This is a genomic window from Pseudolysinimonas kribbensis, from assembly GCF_039531715.1.
Taxonomy (GTDB): Bacteria; Actinomycetota; Actinomycetes; order Actinomycetales; family Microbacteriaceae; genus Pseudolysinimonas; species Pseudolysinimonas kribbensis.
In genome coordinates this window covers 20,519-37,635 of sequence record NZ_BAAAQO010000006.1, presented here as the reverse complement: position 1 = coordinate 37,635, position 17,117 = coordinate 20,519, and the positions used below count along the sequence as shown (strand labels likewise).

Annotated in this window: 23 protein-coding genes; 11 read left to right on the top strand and 12 right to left on the bottom strand. The window is 70.7% G+C overall.

Annotated features, from left to right (window positions below):
• The first annotated feature begins 67 nt into the window (after window positions 1-67).
• Window positions 68-262 carry a hypothetical protein gene (locus ABD285_RS16955; RefSeq protein WP_284252303.1) on the top strand — a complete coding sequence of 65 codons (195 nt, stop codon included), beginning with the start codon at window positions 68-70 and terminating at the stop codon, window positions 260-262.
• 81 nt (window positions 263-343) lie between these two features.
• Here ABD285_RS16955 and ABD285_RS16950 read toward each other — a convergent pair whose 3' ends face one another.
• The 3 genes from ABD285_RS16950 to ABD285_RS16940 form a co-directional block, all read right to left on the bottom strand.
• Window positions 344-1,387 carry a helix-turn-helix domain-containing protein gene (locus tag ABD285_RS16950; RefSeq protein ID WP_284252301.1) on the bottom strand — a complete coding sequence of 348 codons (1,044 nt, stop codon included), beginning with the start codon at window positions 1,385-1,387 and terminating at the stop codon, window positions 344-346.
• Window positions 1,384-1,995, bottom strand: coding sequence for a hypothetical protein (locus ABD285_RS16945; protein ID WP_284252299.1), 612 nt, complete (start codon window positions 1,993-1,995; stop codon window positions 1,384-1,386). Before ABD285_RS16945 ends, ABD285_RS16950 begins: the two co-directional genes overlap by 4 nt.
• Before the next feature lie 510 nt (window positions 1,996-2,505).
• Entirely contained in the window at window positions 2,506-3,111 is a 606-nt protein-coding gene (locus ABD285_RS16940) for a DUF2249 domain-containing protein (protein ID WP_344203729.1), read from the bottom strand.
• A gap of 52 nt (window positions 3,112-3,163) precedes the next feature.
• Between ABD285_RS16940 and ABD285_RS16935 the strand changes: the two genes are divergently transcribed.
• Both ABD285_RS16935 and ABD285_RS16930 read left to right on the top strand, forming a co-directional pair.
• Window positions 3,164-3,856 carry a helix-turn-helix transcriptional regulator gene (locus ABD285_RS16935; RefSeq protein ID WP_344203727.1) on the top strand — a complete coding sequence of 231 codons (693 nt, stop codon included), beginning with the start codon at window positions 3,164-3,166 and terminating at the stop codon, window positions 3,854-3,856.
• Entirely contained in the window at window positions 3,853-4,311 is a 459-nt protein-coding gene (locus tag ABD285_RS16930) for a hypothetical protein (protein ID WP_284252293.1), read from the top strand. Before ABD285_RS16935 ends, ABD285_RS16930 begins: the two co-directional genes overlap by 4 nt.
• A gap of 27 nt (window positions 4,312-4,338) precedes the next feature.
• Here the strand turns inward: ABD285_RS16930 and ABD285_RS16925 are convergent, their stop codons facing one another.
• Both ABD285_RS16925 and ABD285_RS16920 read right to left on the bottom strand, forming a co-directional pair.
• Complete coding sequence (locus tag ABD285_RS16925; RefSeq protein WP_344203725.1) at window positions 4,339-4,812, bottom strand: hemerythrin domain-containing protein; 474 nt, start codon at window positions 4,810-4,812, stop codon at window positions 4,339-4,341.
• 81 nt (window positions 4,813-4,893) lie between these two features.
• Complete coding sequence (locus tag ABD285_RS16920) at window positions 4,894-5,250, bottom strand: cupin domain-containing protein (RefSeq protein ID WP_284252291.1); 357 nt, start codon at window positions 5,248-5,250, stop codon at window positions 4,894-4,896.
• Window positions 5,251-5,293: 43 nt separating this feature from the next.
• On the opposite strand from ABD285_RS16920, the gene ABD285_RS16915 reads away from it, so the two are divergent.
• Together ABD285_RS16915 and ABD285_RS16910 are read left to right on the top strand one after the other, a co-directional pair.
• Window positions 5,294-6,301 carry an NADPH:quinone reductase gene (locus ABD285_RS16915; RefSeq protein WP_344203722.1) on the top strand — a complete coding sequence of 336 codons (1,008 nt, stop codon included), beginning with the start codon at window positions 5,294-5,296 and terminating at the stop codon, window positions 6,299-6,301.
• A 45-nt stretch (window positions 6,302-6,346) separates the two neighbouring features.
• A complete protein-coding gene (locus ABD285_RS16910) occupies window positions 6,347-7,207 on the top strand; it encodes a DsbA family protein (RefSeq protein WP_344203718.1) in 861 nt (286 codons plus the stop codon).
• A gap of 9 nt (window positions 7,208-7,216) precedes the next feature.
• Here ABD285_RS16910 and ABD285_RS16905 read toward each other — a convergent pair whose 3' ends face one another.
• The 5 genes from ABD285_RS16905 to speB all read right to left on the bottom strand — a co-directional run bounded on the left by ABD285_RS16905 (window position 7,217) and on the right by speB (window position 12,327).
• Window positions 7,217-7,819, bottom strand: coding sequence for a GNAT family N-acetyltransferase (locus tag ABD285_RS16905; protein ID WP_284252287.1), 603 nt, complete (start codon window positions 7,817-7,819; stop codon window positions 7,217-7,219).
• 347 nt (window positions 7,820-8,166) lie between these two features.
• On the bottom strand, window positions 8,167-9,615 hold the full coding sequence (locus tag ABD285_RS16900; protein ID WP_284252285.1) for a purine-cytosine permease family protein: 1,449 nt from the start codon (window positions 9,613-9,615) through the stop codon (window positions 8,167-8,169).
• Window positions 9,615-9,938 carry a cupin domain-containing protein gene (locus tag ABD285_RS16895; RefSeq protein WP_284252283.1) on the bottom strand — a complete coding sequence of 108 codons (324 nt, stop codon included), beginning with the start codon at window positions 9,936-9,938 and terminating at the stop codon, window positions 9,615-9,617. The genes ABD285_RS16900 and ABD285_RS16895 overlap by 1 nt, the downstream gene beginning before the upstream one ends.
• A 16-nt stretch (window positions 9,939-9,954) precedes the next feature.
• Window positions 9,955-11,379, bottom strand: coding sequence for an amidase (locus ABD285_RS16890; RefSeq protein ID WP_284252281.1), 1,425 nt, complete (start codon window positions 11,377-11,379; stop codon window positions 9,955-9,957).
• A gap of 12 nt (window positions 11,380-11,391) precedes the next feature.
• Window positions 11,392-12,327, bottom strand: coding sequence for an agmatinase (gene speB / locus ABD285_RS16885; RefSeq protein WP_284252279.1), 936 nt, complete (start codon window positions 12,325-12,327; stop codon window positions 11,392-11,394).
• 106 nt (window positions 12,328-12,433) lie between these two features.
• Here speB and ABD285_RS16880 point away from each other — a divergent pair, with 106 nt between their 5' ends.
• From ABD285_RS16880 to ABD285_RS16860, 5 genes are read left to right on the top strand one after another with little or no spacing between them, the layout of a single operon-like run.
• Window positions 12,434-13,018: a helix-turn-helix domain-containing protein gene (locus tag ABD285_RS16880; RefSeq protein WP_284252277.1), complete on the top strand. Its 585-nt coding sequence runs from the start codon at window positions 12,434-12,436 to the stop codon at window positions 13,016-13,018.
• A gap of 1 nt (window position 13,019) precedes the next feature.
• Entirely contained in the window at window positions 13,020-13,697 is a 678-nt protein-coding gene (locus ABD285_RS16875) for a hypothetical protein (RefSeq protein WP_344203714.1), read from the top strand.
• The gene (locus ABD285_RS16870; protein WP_284252273.1) at window positions 13,694-14,206 is read left to right on the top strand and encodes a DoxX family protein; all 513 of its coding nucleotides are present in this window, start codon (window positions 13,694-13,696) and stop codon (window positions 14,204-14,206) included. Before ABD285_RS16875 ends, ABD285_RS16870 begins: the two co-directional genes overlap by 4 nt.
• Window positions 14,184-14,789 (top strand): mismatch-specific DNA-glycosylase, encoded by a 606-nt coding sequence (locus ABD285_RS16865; RefSeq protein WP_284252271.1) that lies wholly within the window; start codon window positions 14,184-14,186, stop codon window positions 14,787-14,789. Before ABD285_RS16870 ends, ABD285_RS16865 begins: the two co-directional genes overlap by 23 nt.
• A complete protein-coding gene (locus ABD285_RS16860) occupies window positions 14,786-15,112 on the top strand; it encodes an NIPSNAP family protein (protein ID WP_284252268.1) in 327 nt (108 codons plus the stop codon). The genes ABD285_RS16865 and ABD285_RS16860 overlap by 4 nt, the downstream gene beginning before the upstream one ends.
• A gap of 3 nt (window positions 15,113-15,115) precedes the next feature.
• Here ABD285_RS16860 and ABD285_RS16855 read toward each other — a convergent pair whose 3' ends face one another.
• Entirely contained in the window at window positions 15,116-15,562 is a 447-nt protein-coding gene (locus ABD285_RS16855) for a MarR family winged helix-turn-helix transcriptional regulator (protein WP_284252266.1), read from the bottom strand.
• Between the two features lie 56 nt (window positions 15,563-15,618).
• Between ABD285_RS16855 and ABD285_RS16850 the strand changes: the two genes are divergently transcribed.
• The gene (locus ABD285_RS16850; RefSeq protein ID WP_344203711.1) at window positions 15,619-15,987 is read left to right on the top strand and encodes a VOC family protein; all 369 of its coding nucleotides are present in this window, start codon (window positions 15,619-15,621) and stop codon (window positions 15,985-15,987) included.
• A 19-nt stretch (window positions 15,988-16,006) separates the two neighbouring features.
• Here the strand turns inward: ABD285_RS16850 and ABD285_RS16845 are convergent, their stop codons facing one another.
• Window positions 16,007-17,032: an LLM class flavin-dependent oxidoreductase gene (locus ABD285_RS16845; protein WP_344203710.1), complete on the bottom strand. Its 1,026-nt coding sequence runs from the start codon at window positions 17,030-17,032 to the stop codon at window positions 16,007-16,009.
• Between the last annotated feature and the right edge of the window lie 85 nt (window positions 17,033-17,117).

Sequence of the window (17,117 nt, the reverse complement as noted above, 5' to 3'; positions counted from 1 at the left end):
CCCCCGCCGCAACCGCGGCATGATCAACAGATAGAACCCGTCCGGGAAACCGGGTCAGGCTCCGTTCATGATGGGCCCCGGTCTCCGAGCCCTCCGCGCCGCGACCGACGTGATCGTCACGCTCGTCGTGGCGCAACATCTGGGCGTCGAAGGCGACTCTCTGATGTTTGCCGCGGACAGGCTCAACGTGACACGGATCAAGGTTCACGAGACCTACATCCTGACGTTCACCAACAACGGCATCCAGCGCCTCTCGCGCTGACGTCGGATATTGCGCCCGCAGCTGATCGGTCGCGCGGGATCGGGCGTTGGCGCACTAGTGCGAACTCATCGCGTCTCTCTTTCACACGGCTCTCAGTGCGCGGCGGGGCGCATCGAAGGGCGTCGGATGACCGTCGCGCGCTCCGATAAGGATCTGGATCTCTCGTCGCGTCAGTCCGGATTGGTCGAGCCGTTGGCCTACGGATGGGGCGAGTTCAGGGGTTTCCGGAGGGAGCAGTTCGTTGCCGGGTTCGCGCGTCTTCCAGCCTCGGCTGTTCATCTGCCGGTAGAAGCGTTGACGTTCATCTGGGGTGACTTTGCCCATTCGGTAGGCGCGTTCGAAGATCGCCTGCATCGAGACAGCCCACTCGGCTTTCAGGTCGGACAGCTTGCCGAGGGTGAGGTTCGTCAGCTGCGGGCCGATCACGTGGCCGGGCATGAGGAATTCGGCGGCGAACTGGTTCGCCTGGTCTTCGACATCGGGATCCATGTACTGGGTGTGGAGGACGAGGTGGCCGAGTTCGTGTGCGACGGTGAGGCGTTTCCGGTCCGTTGGGAGCGCACCGTTAAGGATGATGACGGCATGTTCTCCCGCCCATTGCGACATGCCGTCGATGCGATGCGTACCGAAGTCCTCTTCGATGACGATGACGCCGGCTGACTCGACCCAGCGGATGAGGTTCCGCACGGGTCCGATCGGCATCCGCCAGGCGGCGCGGAGCATCGCCGCGGCCTGATCGGGGTTGTGTTCGTCGGGATCGACTTGGATCACATGATTCTGCAGCTGGAGCGGCACACGCTCCAGCAGGTACGAGGAGTGCATCCGCATTGTATTCAGGCGCGCCTCGACGCGTTTCCAGTCCGAGGGCTTGGTGGTCTTCTGCCGGCGCATGTGCGCGTCGGCAGCGATCGCACCGTGCATTTGGAACTCATGCCGAAGGAACTCGGCGGTGACGCCGAGCGCCTCTCCGAGCTTTTCGAGCATCTCGTCATCGGGCTCGCGCAGATCGTTCTCGTACCGGGAAAGCGCGGCCTGTGTGATGCCAAGGCGTGCGGCGAGCTCTTCTTGGGTGATGTCTGCGGCGCGTCGGAGAACGAGGATGACGTCGCCGACTCGGTAGCTCATGACCCGGACTCCTCCTCGGTCTCGCGGAGGACGCCGCTGAGGTCGATCTCGGGCAGGTCGGGAGCGACCGGCGTCCAGGAGAACCCAGATGCGTTGCCTGTGTCGCGGCGAAGCCGGATCGCCCAGATCGGGTTGTCCTTCCCATCGCGGAAGGACAGGATGGCGTCTCCGACCGCGCGCAGCTCGGCATCCCAGTAGTAGCCGAGGGCCAGACTGAAGGACTCGAGTCCTTCGAGGGTGAGCATGCTGTTGGACCAGAACGCACTCGACGCCTCGGTCGGATAGGCGGAGATCCGGTCACCGGGGTGGTGCCGTTTGATGCGGATGAGGTATGTGGTTCCGCTGCGCAGTTCCCGGACGGGCTCGCGGTCGTTGACGTGGATGCCCTCCGTCCCGTCGACCACCCGGACCAGCCGATCCCAGATTCGCTCATGGAGGAAGTTTGCGGTGAAGCGACCGGTGAAGCTGGGAAACCATCCCGGCTGCCACTGCTTGAACGCGGCGAAGTCATCGCGTGCCCCGTCGACCGCGTCTATGAACGCGTGCACGAAACCGGTTCCCAGGTCACCGAGCACCTGATCGCTATCGGGGTATCCGACTGAATTCATGCCAGTAAATATACCACCTGGCCGGTCTGACCTCGTCACAGTCTGCGGCATGTCTCGGACTCGTACCTCGACGCGTTCGTCGCGTCGATGTTCGCCGGACGTCTCGCCGGCGCCGGGGGAGGTGTGCGAGATGTGGCCGCTGCCGCCTCCGCGGTGGACATGCCGTCCATGCCGCGTGCGGCCGACCTCCTCCTGGAGGGTCTCGCGCTCAACTTCGGGCGGGGCTACGCCGCGGGGGTGCCCAGCCTCAGGCGCGCACTGGATACCTTCGAAGACGGCGCCGATGACAGCCTGCGGTGGATGTGGACCGCGAGCCTCGCCGCGGTGCACCTGTGGGGCGACGAGCGATGGTCTCGGATCTCGGCGCGCTACGTCGACGTGGCCCGACGCGTCGGAGCCCTGAGCGACCTCCCGCTTGCCTTCAGTACGCGGGCGATGGTGCTCATCCACACCGGCGAGCTGGACGCAGCTGTCTTCGCGACGTCGATTAGGTGCGCGGGCGCGGAGCGCTCACGGCAACGGCGCAGACCCCCGCGCGCTCAGCACGAGCGACTGGCGTCGCTGGTGCACGGTCAGATACCGCAACCCCCGGTCGCCCGCGGTGAACTGGCGGCGGGAGCGACGTGGCATCCACAGCAGCGCGCCGGGGCTGAGGGCGATCTCGCCGAGCTCCGTCGTGAGCGTTCCATCGCCGGCGAGCACGTGGATCAGCACGTCGATGTCGGGACCGGTGTGGGCGGCGATGGTGCCGCCCGGCGGCAGGGCGATGAGGTTGGAGTCGAGGTCGCGTTCGCGGGCCTCGAGCTTCCAGACCGCGCCCGAGGCGTCGGCGGTCGCCGGGTCCGCAGCGACGGTCGCGGTGTCGACCAGGATGCGCGGCAGGGGAGTGCCGGCCAGCTTGGTGATCCGGATGCGCCAGTCGCGCGGCTCCGTGGTGAGGTACTCCCACGCGTAGCTGCCGTGGTGGTCGGCCTCGAACTGGTCGTGCAGGTGCTTCGGGTCGTGGTCGTTGACCAGCACGAACGCGCCGCCGACGGGCAGGGCCGCGTAGGCGGCGAAGATGGCCGGATGCTTGTCCGGCTTGCGAATTCCGCGCACGTCCAGCTCGGCATCCATCGGCATATCGTCCGCCTATTTCTCTAATTTGCACTTGTGTAAACTCTAGGCGATGACGACGCCGCCGCCGCTCCGCCGATCCGGAACCCGCCGGGCCGAGATCCTGCGGACGCTGCGCGACGCGGGCGGGCCGCTGGGCATCGCCGAGATCGCCCAGCGCGTCGGCGTCCACCTCAACACGGTCCGCTTCCATCTCGACGCCCTCGTCGCCGCCGGCACGGTCGAGCGCACGCGGGCGGAGCTGCGCGCCCCGGGCCGGCCGCCGCAGCTGTACCGCGCGGCGCCGCGCATGGACCCCGCGGGTCCCCGGCACTACCGGGTGCTCGCCGAGGCGCTCGTGGCGGCGCTCGCCGCCGAGGCCGACCCCGTCGGCCGCGCCACGGAGGCCGGGCGCGCCTGGGGGCGGCGGGAGGCATCCGGGCTCGCCGCCGACCAGGCCGACGTCGACGCGAGCGTGAGCGCCGACGAGTCGACCGAGCTCCTGGTCGGCATGCTCGACGACCTGGGTTTCGCGCCCGAGCGCGACCAGAGCGGCGCGCCGTCGCGGATCGGCCTGCGCAGCTGCCCCTTCCTGGAGCTCGCGGTCGACCACGCCGAGGTCGTCTGCCCGGTCCACCTGGGCATGATGCAGGGCGCGATGAGCACCTGGCGCTCGCCGATCTCCGTCGACCGGCTCGACCGGTTCGTCGAGCCCGACCTCTGCCTGGTGCACCTCGGCGGCGTCGGCGGCACCCGGGCCTCGTGACCGACCGGCGGGCGACCCCGGCGGCCGCGCTGACCGCGATCGGCGCCGCCTGCGTCGTGCTGGGCGGCCTGGTCGCCGCCGTCAGTGGCCCGCTCCACCTCGCCCTCGGCAGCTGGACCGCGGCCTATCTGGTGCTCGTCGCCGGCGTGGCGCAGTACGCGATGGGGCGAGCCCGCGCTCGCCGACCGCGTACCGGGCGCCGGATGCCGTGGGCCTGGGCCCAGGTCGGCGCCTGGAACGCGGGCAACGCCCTCGTGATCGGCGGCTCGCTGGCCGGCATCCCGTGGCTGGTCGACGTCGGGTCGGTGCTGCTGCTCGCCGCGCTCGTCATCGCGTTCCGCGCCACCTGGCTCGCGTCCGTGCCGCGATGGGTCGAGGCCGCGTATCGCGTCTTCCTCGTGCTGCTCGCGATCAGTACGGTCGTCGGCGTCGCGATCGCGCACCTCCGCGCCTGACCGGCCCCGGCATCCGGCGGCCTCCGCCTACCGCGCCGCTTCGCACACCCACCCCGCCGGCGTCCTGCCGGACTCGAGGAAGTCGACGAGGTGCGCGGCGGCCTGCTCGTCGAGGTCGGCGTCCGCGTGCGGGTAGATGATCGGCTCCTCCTTGCTGTTGTGCTGGTCGAGCTGGTCCAGCAGCGCACGGCAGGTCGAGAGCAGCTCGTCGTCGACGTCGGCGGGGTCGTTCTCGTCGAGGAGCTCGGTCAGGGCGTCCATCAGTTGCCAGAGCGCGCCGTGCTCGCGGATCATCACCATGACCGGCATGAGCAGGCCCGCCTCGCGGATCGGCGGGAACAGGAACTCCTCCTCGAGGTAGATGTGCCGCCGCAGCGCGTCGAACGCCCCCCGCAGCGGTTCGGGGGTCACGACGTCGCGGTCCAAATCGGCGACGAACGCCTCGATGCCGCCGTCGATGTCGCGGTGCTCGCGCGTCAGCGCGTCGGAAAGGCTCACCATCGTTGGTCATCTCCTCGGGTCGAGCGGTGCCTCGGATGCCGGACCGCCGCGTTTCTCCAAGTATGACTGGTAATAACTCGTTCAGGGAGCCGGGTGGGGTGTCCGGCCCATGATCAGGTCGGGCTCGACCCCGGACGGCATCGGGAACCACGCGAGGAACGTGACGCCCTCGTCCGTCGCGTCGAAGCGGGTGATGGTGGTGTCGGCGGGCTCGAAGAAGGTGTCGCCGGCGACCAGGACGCGTTCGGCATCCGGAGCCACCTGCAGGCGCGCCGACCCGCGCTCGATGACCCCGAACACGGGGCCGTTGTGCCAGTGGGCTCCGGGCGTGACGCCCGGCGCGATCGAGATGCGCCGGACCTCGACGTGGCCGATGGTCAGGCTCGACGCGAGCACATGGTGATCGACGATGGCGCGGGTGATCGGCTGGGACTCCATCTCTCGATCATCACCCACAGCCGGGAGGTGTGACGATGGAGCCATGCGATCCATCGTGTACGGCGAGAACGGTCCGGCGTCGGTGTTGCGGCTCATCGAACGGGAGCCGGACGAACCCGGCGAGGGCGAGGTCCGGGTGCACGTCGTCGTCTCCGGCGTGAACCCCACCGACTGGAAGTCGCGGGCGGGCTCGACGCGCACGACGCGGCAGGAGACCGTGCCGAACCAGGATGGCGCGGGCGTGATCGATGCGGTCGGTCCCGGCGTGGGCGGGTTCCAGGTCGGCGATCGGGTCTGGACCTCGATGTCGGCCCACGCCAATCCGATGAGCGGCACCGCACAGGAGCTCACCGTGCTGCCCGAATCCCGTGTGCATCCGCTGCCGGAGGGCGCGAGCTTCGACGTGGGTGCGAGCCTCGGCGTGCCGGCGCTCACGGCGCATCGCGCGCTGACCGTGACCGAGGGATGGCCGGCGCGGCTCACCCCCGGATCGCTCGCCGGGGCGACCGTGCTCGTCGCGGGCGGTGCGGGGGCCGTGGGCCACGCCGCCATCCAGCTCGCGAGCTGGGCGGGCGCGACCGTGATCTCGACGGTGAGCAGCGCCGAGAAGGCCCGGCTCGCGACCGCGGCGGGGGCGCGGCACGTGCTGAACTACCGCGACGCCGACATCGTCGACCAGGTCCGTGCGATCGCCCCGGACGGCGTCGACACGGTCGTCGAGGTCGCCGCGGTGTCGAACGCCGAGCTCGACACGGCGGTGCTCGCGCGCGGCGGCACGATCGCGATCTATGCGAGCGATCCCGGCGATCAGTTCACGCTCGACGTGCGCGCCTACATGGGCCTGAATGCGCGGCTGCAGTTCGTGCTCCTCTACACGGTGCCGCCCGCTGCGCTGGAGGCCGGCGTGCAGGATGTCGTCGCCGCGATCGACGCGCTGCCGGTCGGCGAGGCGGCCGGCCTGCCGCTGCACCGCTTCCCCCTCGAGCGGACCGCCGATGCTCACGACGCGGTCGAGTCGGGCGTGATCGGCAAGGTGCTGATCGACGTCTGATCCGGCTGACGTATGCTCACTCGACGATCCGTGTCGGAGGGGCTCATGTCAGATCAGCACCGCAGTCGCGATCAGCGCCGCGAGGTTGCGCGCGAACTGGCCCGGCGCGAACGCGAGCGTGCAGAGCGTCGACGCCGCCTTCTCAGGATCCTCGTCCCGATCATCGTGGTGGTCGTGCTGGTGGGTGCGGGGACGGGCGTCGCCGTCGCCGTCGCCGTCGCGTCGAACCGGCCGGCGCCATCGACCTCCGCGGGCCCGGCGAACATGATCACCGGCGGGATCCAGTTCACCGGCGAGGGCGGCAGGTTCACGGTCGTCAAGACGGCCGGCCTCAGGAAGGGGCAGCGCCCCGAACCCGTCGCCACGTCGAACGCCGACCGCGTGCCGAGGATCGTCACCTACATCGACTTCTCGTGCCCGGGGTGCAAGGCGTTCGAGGCGGCGAACTCGGGCTACCTGAAGAAGCTCGTCGCGGACGGCAGGGCGACGCTCGAGGTGCATCCGATCGCGATCCTCGACACGCATTACCAGACCTCACGCTATTCGAGCCGGGCGAACAACGTGGGCGCGTGCGTCGCCGACCTCGCACCGGACAGGTTCTACGACGTCATGCACGAGATGTACGCGGAGCAACCCGAGGAGAGCACGGCCGGTCTCACGAATGATCGGCTCGTCGCGGTGGTGCACCAGGCCGGCCTGAACGATCCCGCGGTCGATCGGTGCATCCAGGGGGAGCGCTTCCGGAAGTTCGTGGCGGCGCAGACGCAGGCGGCGGGGCAGGATCCCACCCTCAGGAATCCGCGGGACGGCGGCTTCTACACGCCGACGATCTTGATCAACGGCAGGTACTACACCGGCGCAGCGGACAACGCCTCGTTCTCGAGCTACATCGCCTCGCTGCACTGAGCCGCGCGCTCAGAGCTCCCGGCGCATGACGACCCGCCGCGGCGTCGAATGCGACGCCTCGGTGAAGCCCGCCGCCGCGAAGACCCCGCGGCTGCCGACGTAGAGCTCGCCCCAGGAGTAGGTGCGGCCCGGCTCGTCCTCGAGCGGGTAGCCCTCGATCGCACGCGCCCCGCGGGCGCGGGCGTAGTCGACGGTGGCCGCCGCGAGGGCCGACATGACGCCGCGGCGACGGTATCCGGTGCGGGTCACGAAGCAGGTGACGGCCCAGACGCCCTCGTCGGCCTTGTCCTCGTCGCGGCCGGCCCACGGCATCCGGGATGCGGCGATCCGCACATAGGCCGTGCGGGGCTCGACGGCGCACCACCCCACGGCCTCGTCGCCGAGGTAGGCGACCAGTCCGCTCGTCGTCAGCGCCGAGGAGTCGCCGCACGAGGTCTGTTCGTGCAGGCGGTCTCGGTACTCGTCGGCGTGCGCGGCGTCGTCCCAGTCCTTGGCGCGCACCTTGAACCACTGGCACGAGCAGCGCGCGGGCCAGCCGCGCGAGCCGAAGATCGCATCCACGTCGGCGACGCTCGCCTCGTTCGCGGGGACCACCCGGATCTCGTCGGTCATGGCGGGAGGCTAGCGCCGGCATCCGACGCCGGATACCTGCGCTCGCGCGTATCCGGTTAGGTCAGGTGGTGCCGTGACGACGCATCGTGCGCCGCCGGCTCGTGCGGGGCGCGTCGAGGATGACGCCGGGATCGGTTGATCACGCCGCATATCGCGCCGACGTTGCAATTCCGGCGTCATCCTCGACGCGCGCCCGGACGCAACCGGATACCCGGGGCCCGCGCCGCCCTTCCGCCTCCTTCCGAAATGCAGGATCGGCCGAGGCCGCGTGCGGCCAGGGCGCGACGACGGGGCGCGCCGGGGCGCGCGACTCCTGCATTTCGGAAGGGGCGAGCGGCGTCGTGCGCTCAGTCGGCGTCGACTCCCTCGAGCTCCCGCTGGCTGCGCTGGCGCGCCGCCGCCTCGGCCTGGCGGTCGAGTCCGCGTGAGAACAGGAAGTACAGCCCGCCCGCCACCACGAGCCCGACGGCGAACGAGAAATCCGCGGTGCCGAGCAGGTTCGCGATCGGCCCGACGAACAGCCCCGGCAGCGAGAAGAACGGGATCATGACCACGAACCCGACGCCGTAGGCGACCAGCCCGCGCCACGACCACCGGCGGTAGATGCCCTTCGGGTTGAAGATCTCGGTGATCGCGTACTTGCCGTGCCGCACGAAGTAGAAGTCGACGAGGTTCACGGCGGTCCACGGCACGAGGAAGTAGAGCATCAGCAGCACGAAGTTGTTGAAGCTGGCCTGGAAGGCATCCGGGATCAGCAGCGCGATGATCACGACCAGGATGCCGACGACGATCAGCCCGATCACGCGCGGCTTCTGCGTCGCCTTGATCTTCTTGAACGCGTCGATGCCGCTCACGCTCGTGAGCATCGCGCCGTACGCGTTGACGCCCATGATCGAGATGAGCGCCAGCACCGAGATGACGATGACGATCGTGCCGAAGCCCGGGAACAGATTGTCACCGACCGCCTTGATCGACCCGATCTCGTCGACCTTCGGGATGCGGCTCGCGAGCAGCGACCCGAGCCCCATGAGCCAGACCGCCGATCCTGCCGCACCGAGGTAGGTGTAGAAGATGAGCTTCGGCGCCGACGACTTCGGCGGCAGGTAGCGGGAGTAGTCGGAGACGTAGACCGCGTAGCTGATGTTGTAGCCGGCCGCGAGCGAGAACTGGATGAAGAACGCCACGACGTCCCAGTGCCCGGCGTGCGCGCCCGTCGGCGCCGGCAGCGTCGTGAACGCGAGCACGGTCACGATCGCGAACCCGATGACGAGCAGATAGGTGAGCCAGCGCTGCACGAAGTGCAGGAGGTCGTGCCCGACGACGGCGATGACGATCGACACGGCCGTGAGCAGCGGGTACCAGATCCACTTGATCCCCGCGCCGGGCAGCACGGTGTCGATGCCGGCGTTGGCGATGATGACGTCGAACACCATGAAGCCGATGTAGACGAACACCGTCGCGAGGAACGGCACGATCACGCCGCGGCTGCCGAACTGCGCGCGCGACTGGATCATCTGCGGCAGACCCATGCGCGGGCCCTGGTTGGCGTGGAAGGCCATGAAGAAGGTGCCGAAGCAGGCGCCGAGCACGATCGCCAGGAACGAGAAGCCGGCCGACAGCCCGAGCTCCGGCCCGAGGAACCCGATCACCATGGTCGGCAGCACGAAGTTGCCCGTGAACCAGAACGGCGCCTGGTGCCAGAGCTTGCCGCGGCGCTCCGACCACGGCACGTAGTCGATCGAGTGCCTCTCGATCGTGGGCCCGGCGACGGTGCCGGTGGGGGTGGGAGTGGACATCAGCTGCTCCTCGGGTGGGTTGGTGCGGATGCGGTGGATGCGGATGAAACGAACTCGATCTCGATGAAGGTGTACGGCTGCTCGCCGTTGACGAGCTCGTGCTCGGCGCCGGCCCCGCGCCGGTACGGCTCGCCCGCCGTCGCGCGCTGCGCCGAGCGTCCGTCGGCGGTGACGACCTCGAACGTGCCGTCGGTGATCGGCACGACGAGGTAGTCGTGCTCGTGGCGGTGCCACGCGACCCGGTCGCCGGGCCCCAGCTCGTAGCGGGTGACGCGGATGCCGCCGTCATCGACCTGCACGGTTGCGCGCGCCTCGCCGTTCATCCGAACTCCGTCCCGCTCATCCGAACTCCGCGTAGCCGGGCGCGGTCCGCGGCCACGGATGGGCCGCCTCCCAGCGGGCAGCGAGCGCGAGCAGCCCGAGGTCGTGCCAGCGCGGGGCGGTCACCTGAAGGCCGAACGGCATCCCGTCGGGCAGGGCGCCGGCCGGCAGCGAGACGGCGGGCAGCCCCGTGACGTTCTGGATCGCGGTGGAGTACACCTCCGCACCGAGCAGCCCGGTCGGCCCATCGCCGAGCCTGCCGTCGAGCGACCACCCGGCGGCGGCGACCGTGGGGGTCACGAGCACGGCGTCGTCGCCCAGGACCTCGTCGAGGCGGGCGACGGCGGCGAACCGGCGGCGGCGCGCAGCGAGGTAGGCGTCGGCGTCGACGGCGAGGCCGTCCTGCAGGAACTCGCGGGCGCTCGGATGCAGCGTGGCGGCATCCCGCTCGATCCGTTCCCGCCCGAACACGGAGGCGTGCTCGGCCGACGCGATGACGAACCAGTCCTCGTCGGGACTCCAGCCGGGGAAGAACCACCCGGGTTCGCGATGCTCGACGCTCGCCGCGCCCACCCCGAGCACGGCGGCGAGCCGCTCGGCCGCTCCGTGGAACGCCTCCGCGACGTCCGCCGGCAGCGGCCCGAGCTCGTCGGTGCGCTCGGCGACGACGAGCCGGGTCGGCATGCCGGATGCCGGCAGCGGCCCCGGCAGGGCCGTCGGGTCGCCCGCGACCGGGCCCGCGACCACGCCGAGCAGGCTGCGCAGGTCGTCGACCCCGGTCGCCATGAACCCGTCGGTCGAGAAGTCGATCCAGTCCGGCGCGGTTCGCCGGCCGATCACGCCGTTGGTCGGCTTGTAGCCCACGAGACCGCAGAAGGCGGCCGGGATGCGTACCGAGCCGCCGCCGTCGGTGCCGGTCGCGATCGGCGCGAGGCCCGCGGCGAGCGCCGCGGCCGACCCGCCGCTCGATCCACCGGGGGAGCGCTGGGGGTTCCACGGGTTGCGGGTCGCCCCGAAGACCAGGTTGTCGGTGAAGCCCTCGATGCAGAACTCGGGCACGTTCGTCTTGCCGACGACGATCGACCCGGCGGCCCGCAGCCGGCCGACCGCGAGCCCGTCGCGCTCGGCGGGCGGGGCGTCCGCGAACCAGCGCGAACCGTGGGTGGTGCGCAGGCCGCGCACGTCGTCGTTGTCCTTCGCGAGCACCGGGAGTCCGGCGAGCGGTCCCGGATCGTCGCCGTGCGCGACCGCGGCATCCACCGCGTCCGCGTCGGCGCGCGCCGCGTCCGCCCGCTCGGCGATCACCGCGGTGAGGTCGCGGTGCCGCGCGATCCGCTCCAGCGCGCGCTCGACGAGGTCGCGCGCCCCGGTCCGCCCGCTCCGCACCTCACCCGCGAGCCGGCGGAGCATGCCGGGCTCGGGGTCGGGAGACGTCGTCGTCATGGGGTCGGGGCCTCAGGCGGGCGGCACCATCGAGGTGAGGATCTCGTAGCCGACGTGGGACGCCGCGATGCCGGTCAGCTGCGCGTGGTCGTAGGCCGGCGCGACCTCGACGATGTCGGCGCCGACGATCCGGTGCCGGCGGAGCCCGCGCAGGAACTCGAGCAGCTCGCGGCTGGTCAGCCCGCCCGCCTCGGGCGTGCCCGTGCCGGGGGCGTGCGCCGGGTCGAGCACGTCGATGTCGACGGAGACGTAGACCGGGCGGTCGCCGAGCCGCGCGTGCATGCGCTCGAGGGCCGCCGGCATCCCGGCGCGCTCCACCTCGTGCGAGGCGATGATCGCGAAGCCGAGCCGCGCGTCGTCGGCGAGGTCGTCACGGTCGTAGAGCGGACCCCGGATGCCCACGTGCAGGCTCGCGGTCAGGTCGATGAGCCCCTCCTCGGACGCGCGGCGGAACGGGGTGCCGTGGGTGACGGGTGCGTCGAAGTAGGTGTCCCAGGTGTCGAGGTGGGCGTCGAAGTGCACGACCGCGACGGGCCCGTGCCTCTTGGCGACGCTGCGCAGCAGCGGCAGGGCGATCGTGTGGTCGCCGCCGATGGTCAGCAGCCGCGTGCCGCCGGCGGTGAGCTCGTCGGCGCGCTCCTCGATCTCGCGCACGGCGTCGTCGATGCTGAACGGGTTGACGGCGATGTCGCCCGCGTCGGCGACCTGCACGCGGTCGAAGGGCAGGATGTCCTGCACCGGGTTGTACGGCCGCAGCAGTCGCGACGACTCGCGCACGTGCGACGGGCCGAACCGGGCTCCGGGGCGGTAGCTCACGCCGCTGTCGAACGGCACCCCCACGACCGCGATGTCGGCGTGCTCCACCTCCTCGAGGCGGGGGAGCAGCGCGAAGGTCGCGATCCCCGCATAGCGGGGCGTCCGGCTGGAATCCCGGGGACCGATCGGCACGCGTTCTCCTTCGTCGGGGTGACCCGCGGCACGATACTCGCCGGTTGCCTGGCGGGCAACCGGAGTTGTCGAAAACGCTCGCGGCCGCCGTCTTAGACTCGCCCTCATGAGAGCCGTGAATCCGTCGCCGCAGACGGAACCGCTCTCGATCGGACCCAAACTGCGCTCCACCCGGCTCGCACAAGGGCTGACGATGGCGCAGGTCGCCCAGGCGACGGGGCTCACCAAGGGCTTCATCAGCCGCATCGAGCGCGACGAGACCTCGCCCAGCGTCGCCACGCTCGTGACGATCTGCCAGGTGCTGTCGTTGCCGATCGGGTCGCTGTTCGAGCCGCCGGAGCACGAGCTGATCCGCCTCGAGGACGCCCCGCGGGTGAACTTCGGCGGCAGCCACCTGCTCGAGCGGCTGCTCACGCCGCGGTCGGAGGCCGGCATCCAGCTGCTGCGCTCCGAGCTGGAGCCCGGCGCGAGCGGCGGCGACGACTTCTACACGATCACGTGCGAGGTCGAGGTGCTGCACGTGCTGAGCGGCGGGATCACGCTGCTGTTCCCGCAGCAGGAGATCGAGCTCGCAGCGGGCGACACCGTCACGCTCGCCGGCCGCGAGCCGCACACCTGGATCAACCGCAGCGGCGACCGCAGCGAGGTGCTGTGGGCGATCGTGCCGGCGGCGTGGAGCGGATCGGCCTGACATGGACACCTCCGGTACGGCACCCTGGTCGATCGCGGCCGATCTGGTGCTGCTCGCCCTCTTCGGATTCGTCGCGGTGCAGCTGCTGCGGACCGCTCGGCGCCCGCGACCTCGTCCGTGGCTCGCGATCGCCGCGGTGATCGTGGTGGGGGCTCCCTCGCTCCTGCAGTACGCGATCCCGGGTCTCGGCCGTGCACTGGAACGCGACCCGACCGCGACCCTCGCTCACGCCGAGTGGTGGCGTCCGGTCACGGCGCTGCTCGCGCAGGACGGCGGCCTCGTCGCCGCGGCGTTCAACCTCGTCATCGTCGGCGCCGTGGTGCTGGTCGGCGAGTGGAGCTGGGGCCGAGCTCGCACGCTCGTCGCGTTCCTCGCGACCTCGCTGGTGCTCAATCTCATCGCGCTGACCTGGACGAGTCGCGGCGGCGGCAGCTCGTTCGCGTCGGATGGGCTCATGGTGGCGCTGACGGCGCACACGGCGCTGACCCGGCCGGTCGCCCCGGTGCGGGTGATCGGCGCGGTGCAGCTGGTGATCGCCGTCGTGCTCGTGGCGCTCAACGATGCCCACGGGCTCGCGATGCTCGTGGGAGCCGCGCTCGGTGTCCTCCTCGCGCTGCCCGACATCGCGCCCCGGCGAGGGGACCTGGATGCATCACCCATCCGAAAGGACACTCCATGATCGGCAGGCTCGCCCTCCGGCTCGTGGTCGGCGCGGTATTCACCGCGCACGGAGTGCAGAAGCTGGTCGGCGCATTCGGCGGGAGCGGCATCGACGGCACCAAGAACGCCATGCGCGCCTCGAACATGCACCCCGCGACGGCGAACGCGCTGCTCGTGGCCGGGACCGAGACCCTCGGCGGTGCCGCGATCGCGCTCGGCGCGGCGACCCCGGTCGCGGCCGGCGGGCTCATCGCGACCATGGTCACGGCGATCCGCAAGGTGCACGGCAAGAACGGGTTCTTCAACGGCAAGGGCGGGTACGAGTTCAACCTCACCCTCATCGCCGCGCTGCTCGCGATCGTCTCCGACGGTCCCGGCCCGGTCTCGGTCGACGCCGTCGTCGGCAAGCGACGGTGGGGCCCGTGGGCGGCGCTCCTCGCGCTCGGCGGCGGATGGCTCGCGTCGACACTCGCGATCGATCTCGGCGCCGCATCGGCGCCCGCCGATGCTGCCGCCCCCGAGGCCTGAGGTGTTCACGCGAGCGGAGCTGGAGGGATTCCGCGGCGCCTCGATCCCCGATCTGGTCGGGCCCGGCATCCGGCTGCTGTTCGTCGGCATCAACCCCGGGCTCTGGACCGCCGCGACCGGCACGCCGTTTGCGCACCCCGGCAACCGCTTCTACCCCGCGCTGTTCGAGGCGGGCATCCTGCCCCGGCAGCCCGACTTCGCGCGGGGCTTCGATGACGCCGATCGCGCCTGGTTCGTCGCCGCCGGCATCGGGATCAGCAATCTCGTGAAGCGAGCCACGGCGCGCGCGGACGAGCTGTCGCCCGACGAACTGTGCGAGGGCGCGGTCCGGCTGGCCGACGACGTCGCCCGCTGGCATCCTCGCGTCGTCGCGATCGTCGGCATCACCGCCTACCGCATCGCCTTCGGCCGCCCCAAGGCGACCACCGGCCGTCAGCCCGAGCGGCTCGGGGACGCGGAGCTCTGGGTCGTGCCCAATCCCAGTGGTCTCAACGCCCACGACACGATCGCGAGCCTCGCCCGCGCCTACGCCGAGCCCGCCCGCGCGGCGGGGCTGCCGGATTCGGCCAGGATGGACACGTGATCTACGAGTACCGCGCCTACACCTGCTTCCCGGGCCGACTGCCCGCCCTCCTCAGCCGCTTCGAGAACGTGACTCTCGGGTTCTGGGAGAAGTACGGCATCCGGCAGGCCGGATTCTGGACGACCGAGATCGGCCAGTCGAACCAGGTGCTGCACTACCTGCTGCAGTGGGAGTCGATGGCCGAGCGCGAGCAGAAGTGGGGCGCGTTCCAGGCCGACCCGGAGTGGAACGCCGCGCGCGCCGCCAGCGAGACGCCCGAGAAGATCGTGCAGGACATCAGGAACGAGTTCTGGAAGCCGGCGGCCTTCTCGTCGGTGCAGTAGGCGTCAGTCCTCCTCGCTCAGCGAGCGGACCATGGTGCGCAGGATCCCGGATGCCTGGGACTGCATCGCGGGTGTCAGGCCGCGGAGCATGCGGAGTTCGACCCCGCGGACCGCGACGGACGCCGTTTCGAGCCGGCGTCGGCCGCGCGGCGTGAGGTGCGCGGGAAGCACCTTGCCGACGGCGGCCTGGGCGGGTCGGGTCACGTCGCCGTCCTTCTCGAGGGCCCGGAGAAGGACGTTCATCGACTGCCGGGTCACGAACGCCCCTCGGGCGAGTTCCGAGTTGGACAGCCCGGGGCGTTGGGCGAGCAGCTCGAGACACGAGTAGTGCGTCACGCTCATCCCGAGCGGACGCAGCGCCGCCTCCATCGCGGAGCGGAGCGCGCTCGACGCCTGTTTCAGCAGATACCCCAGGGACGTGTCGAGATCGACGCCGCCGTATGCGTTCATGTCAGGAGTCTGACATAGAGTCAGCATGTCAGCCTTCTGACACGACAAGGAGCACCATGACCGCCATCGGCCCCGACTTCATCTCCCTCCAGGTGCGCGACCTCGCCGCCTCCCAGGCGTTCTACGAGCGCCATCTCGGTCTCGTCCGATCGCCGGCCGGCCCCCCGCACGCCGTCGTCTTCGAGACCTCGCCCATCGCGTTCGCGCTGCGCGACCTCGTGCCGGGCACGGACCTGGCATCCGTGCCGCAGCCCGGGATCGGCGTCGCCGTGTGGCTGCGCGCCACGGATGCGCAGGGCATCCACGACGCGATGGTCGCCGACGGCGTCGCGATCGTCGCGGCGCCGATCGACGGACCGTTCGGACGCACCTTCACCTTCGCCGACCCGGACGGCTACCAGGTGACCCTCCACGACGGCGCGTGAGGCGCGCCGCCCGGCGGGCTCAGCGCCAGCCGAGCGCGGGCGCCACGTCGGTGATGATCGACTGCAACTGACCTGCGACGTAGTCCACGCCCAGCTGGTTGGGCACGGTGAGCAGCAGCGTGTCGGCCGCGGCGATCGCCTCGTCTTCGCGGAGCTGCTCGACGAGCGCGTCGGGCTCGGCCGCGTAGGTGCGACCGAAGACGGCGCGGTAGTCGTCGATGACGCCGAACGTGTCGTCGCCCTCGCGGCTGCCGCCGCCGAAGTAGGCGCGGTCGCGGTCGGAGGTGATGGTGAAGATCGACCGGCTCACCGAGGTGCGCGGGGTGCGCTCGTGGACCGCCTCGGCCCATGCCGCCTGGAACTTCTCGATCTGCTTGCGCTGCTGCACGTGCAGCGGCTCGCCGCTCTCGTCCTCCTTGAGCGTGGAGCTCATGAGGTTCATGCCCTGCTCGGCCGCCCAGACGGCCGTCGAGTCGGAGCCGGCGCCCCACCAGATGCGGTCGCGCAGCCCGGGGGACTGCGGCTGGATGCCGAGCGGCCCCGGGTGCGGGTTGGGGAACATCGGGCGCGGGTTCGGCTCCGCGAACCGGGCGCCGTCGATCACCTGCAGGAACACGCCGGTGTTGTTGCGCGCCACGTCGGCCATCGTCGAGCCCTCCGGGGCCTCGTACCCGAAGTAGCGGTACCCGTCGACGACCTGCTCCGGTGACCCGCGGCTCACGCCGAGCTGGAGCCGGCCTCCGGCGATGAGGTCGGCGGCGCCGGCGTCCTCGGCCATGTACAGCGGGTTCTCGTAGCGCATGTCGATGACGCCCGTGCCGAGCTCGATGCGACTGGTCTTGGCTCCGGCGGCGGCGAGCAGGGGGAACGGGCTCGCGAGCTGGTTCGCGTAGTGGTGCACCCGGAAGTACGCGCCGTCGGCGCCGACCTCCTCGGCCGCGACCGCGAGGTCGATCGACTGCAGGAGCACGTCGGAGGCGTTGCGGGTCAGCGAACCGGGGGAGTTCGACCAGTGCCCGAACGAGAGGAATCCGATCTTCTTCACGGGATGAGTCAACCAAACGATGCGTTCGTATGTTCCCGCGAGGAGGACGGTGGGGTTTTGCCTCTTCCCCTCGGGGTCGCGAACC

What these genes read in the sequence shown, in the direction of transcription:
- ABD285_RS16955 (WP_284252303.1), top strand. Translation starts at nt 68, where the DNA reads ATGATGGGCCCCGGTCTCCGAGCCCTCCGCGCCGCGACCGACGTGATC.
- ABD285_RS16950 (WP_284252301.1), bottom strand. Translation starts at nt 1,387, where the DNA reads ATGAGCTACCGAGTCGGCGACGTCATCCTCGTTCTCCGACGCGCCGCA.
- ABD285_RS16945 (WP_284252299.1), bottom strand. Translation starts at nt 1,995, where the DNA reads ATGAATTCAGTCGGATACCCCGATAGCGATCAGGTGCTCGGTGACCTG.
- ABD285_RS16940 (WP_344203729.1), bottom strand. Translation starts at nt 3,111, where the DNA reads ATGGATGCCGAGCTGGACGTGCGCGGAATTCGCAAGCCGGACAAGCAT.
- ABD285_RS16935 (WP_344203727.1), top strand. Translation starts at nt 3,164, where the DNA reads ATGACGACGCCGCCGCCGCTCCGCCGATCCGGAACCCGCCGGGCCGAG.
- ABD285_RS16925 (WP_344203725.1), bottom strand. Translation starts at nt 4,812, where the DNA reads ATGGTGAGCCTTTCCGACGCGCTGACGCGCGAGCACCGCGACATCGAC.
- ABD285_RS16920 (WP_284252291.1), bottom strand. Translation starts at nt 5,250, where the DNA reads ATGGAGTCCCAGCCGATCACCCGCGCCATCGTCGATCACCATGTGCTC.
- ABD285_RS16915 (WP_344203722.1), top strand. Translation starts at nt 5,294, where the DNA reads ATGCGATCCATCGTGTACGGCGAGAACGGTCCGGCGTCGGTGTTGCGG.
- ABD285_RS16910 (WP_344203718.1), top strand. Translation starts at nt 6,347, where the DNA reads ATGTCAGATCAGCACCGCAGTCGCGATCAGCGCCGCGAGGTTGCGCGC.
- ABD285_RS16905 (WP_284252287.1), bottom strand. Translation starts at nt 7,819, where the DNA reads ATGACCGACGAGATCCGGGTGGTCCCCGCGAACGAGGCGAGCGTCGCC.
- ABD285_RS16900 (WP_284252285.1), bottom strand. Translation starts at nt 9,615, where the DNA reads ATGTCCACTCCCACCCCCACCGGCACCGTCGCCGGGCCCACGATCGAG.
- ABD285_RS16895 (WP_284252283.1), bottom strand. Translation starts at nt 9,938, where the DNA reads ATGAACGGCGAGGCGCGCGCAACCGTGCAGGTCGATGACGGCGGCATC.
- ABD285_RS16890 (WP_284252281.1), bottom strand. Translation starts at nt 11,379, where the DNA reads ATGACGACGACGTCTCCCGACCCCGAGCCCGGCATGCTCCGCCGGCTC.
- ABD285_RS16880 (WP_284252277.1), top strand. Translation starts at nt 12,434, where the DNA reads ATGAGAGCCGTGAATCCGTCGCCGCAGACGGAACCGCTCTCGATCGGA.
- ABD285_RS16875 (WP_344203714.1), top strand. Translation starts at nt 13,020, where the DNA reads ATGGACACCTCCGGTACGGCACCCTGGTCGATCGCGGCCGATCTGGTG.
- ABD285_RS16870 (WP_284252273.1), top strand. Translation starts at nt 13,694, where the DNA reads ATGATCGGCAGGCTCGCCCTCCGGCTCGTGGTCGGCGCGGTATTCACC.
- ABD285_RS16865 (WP_284252271.1), top strand. Translation starts at nt 14,184, where the DNA reads ATGCTGCCGCCCCCGAGGCCTGAGGTGTTCACGCGAGCGGAGCTGGAG.
- ABD285_RS16855 (WP_284252266.1), bottom strand. Translation starts at nt 15,562, where the DNA reads ATGAACGCATACGGCGGCGTCGATCTCGACACGTCCCTGGGGTATCTG.
- ABD285_RS16850 (WP_344203711.1), top strand. Translation starts at nt 15,619, where the DNA reads ATGACCGCCATCGGCCCCGACTTCATCTCCCTCCAGGTGCGCGACCTC.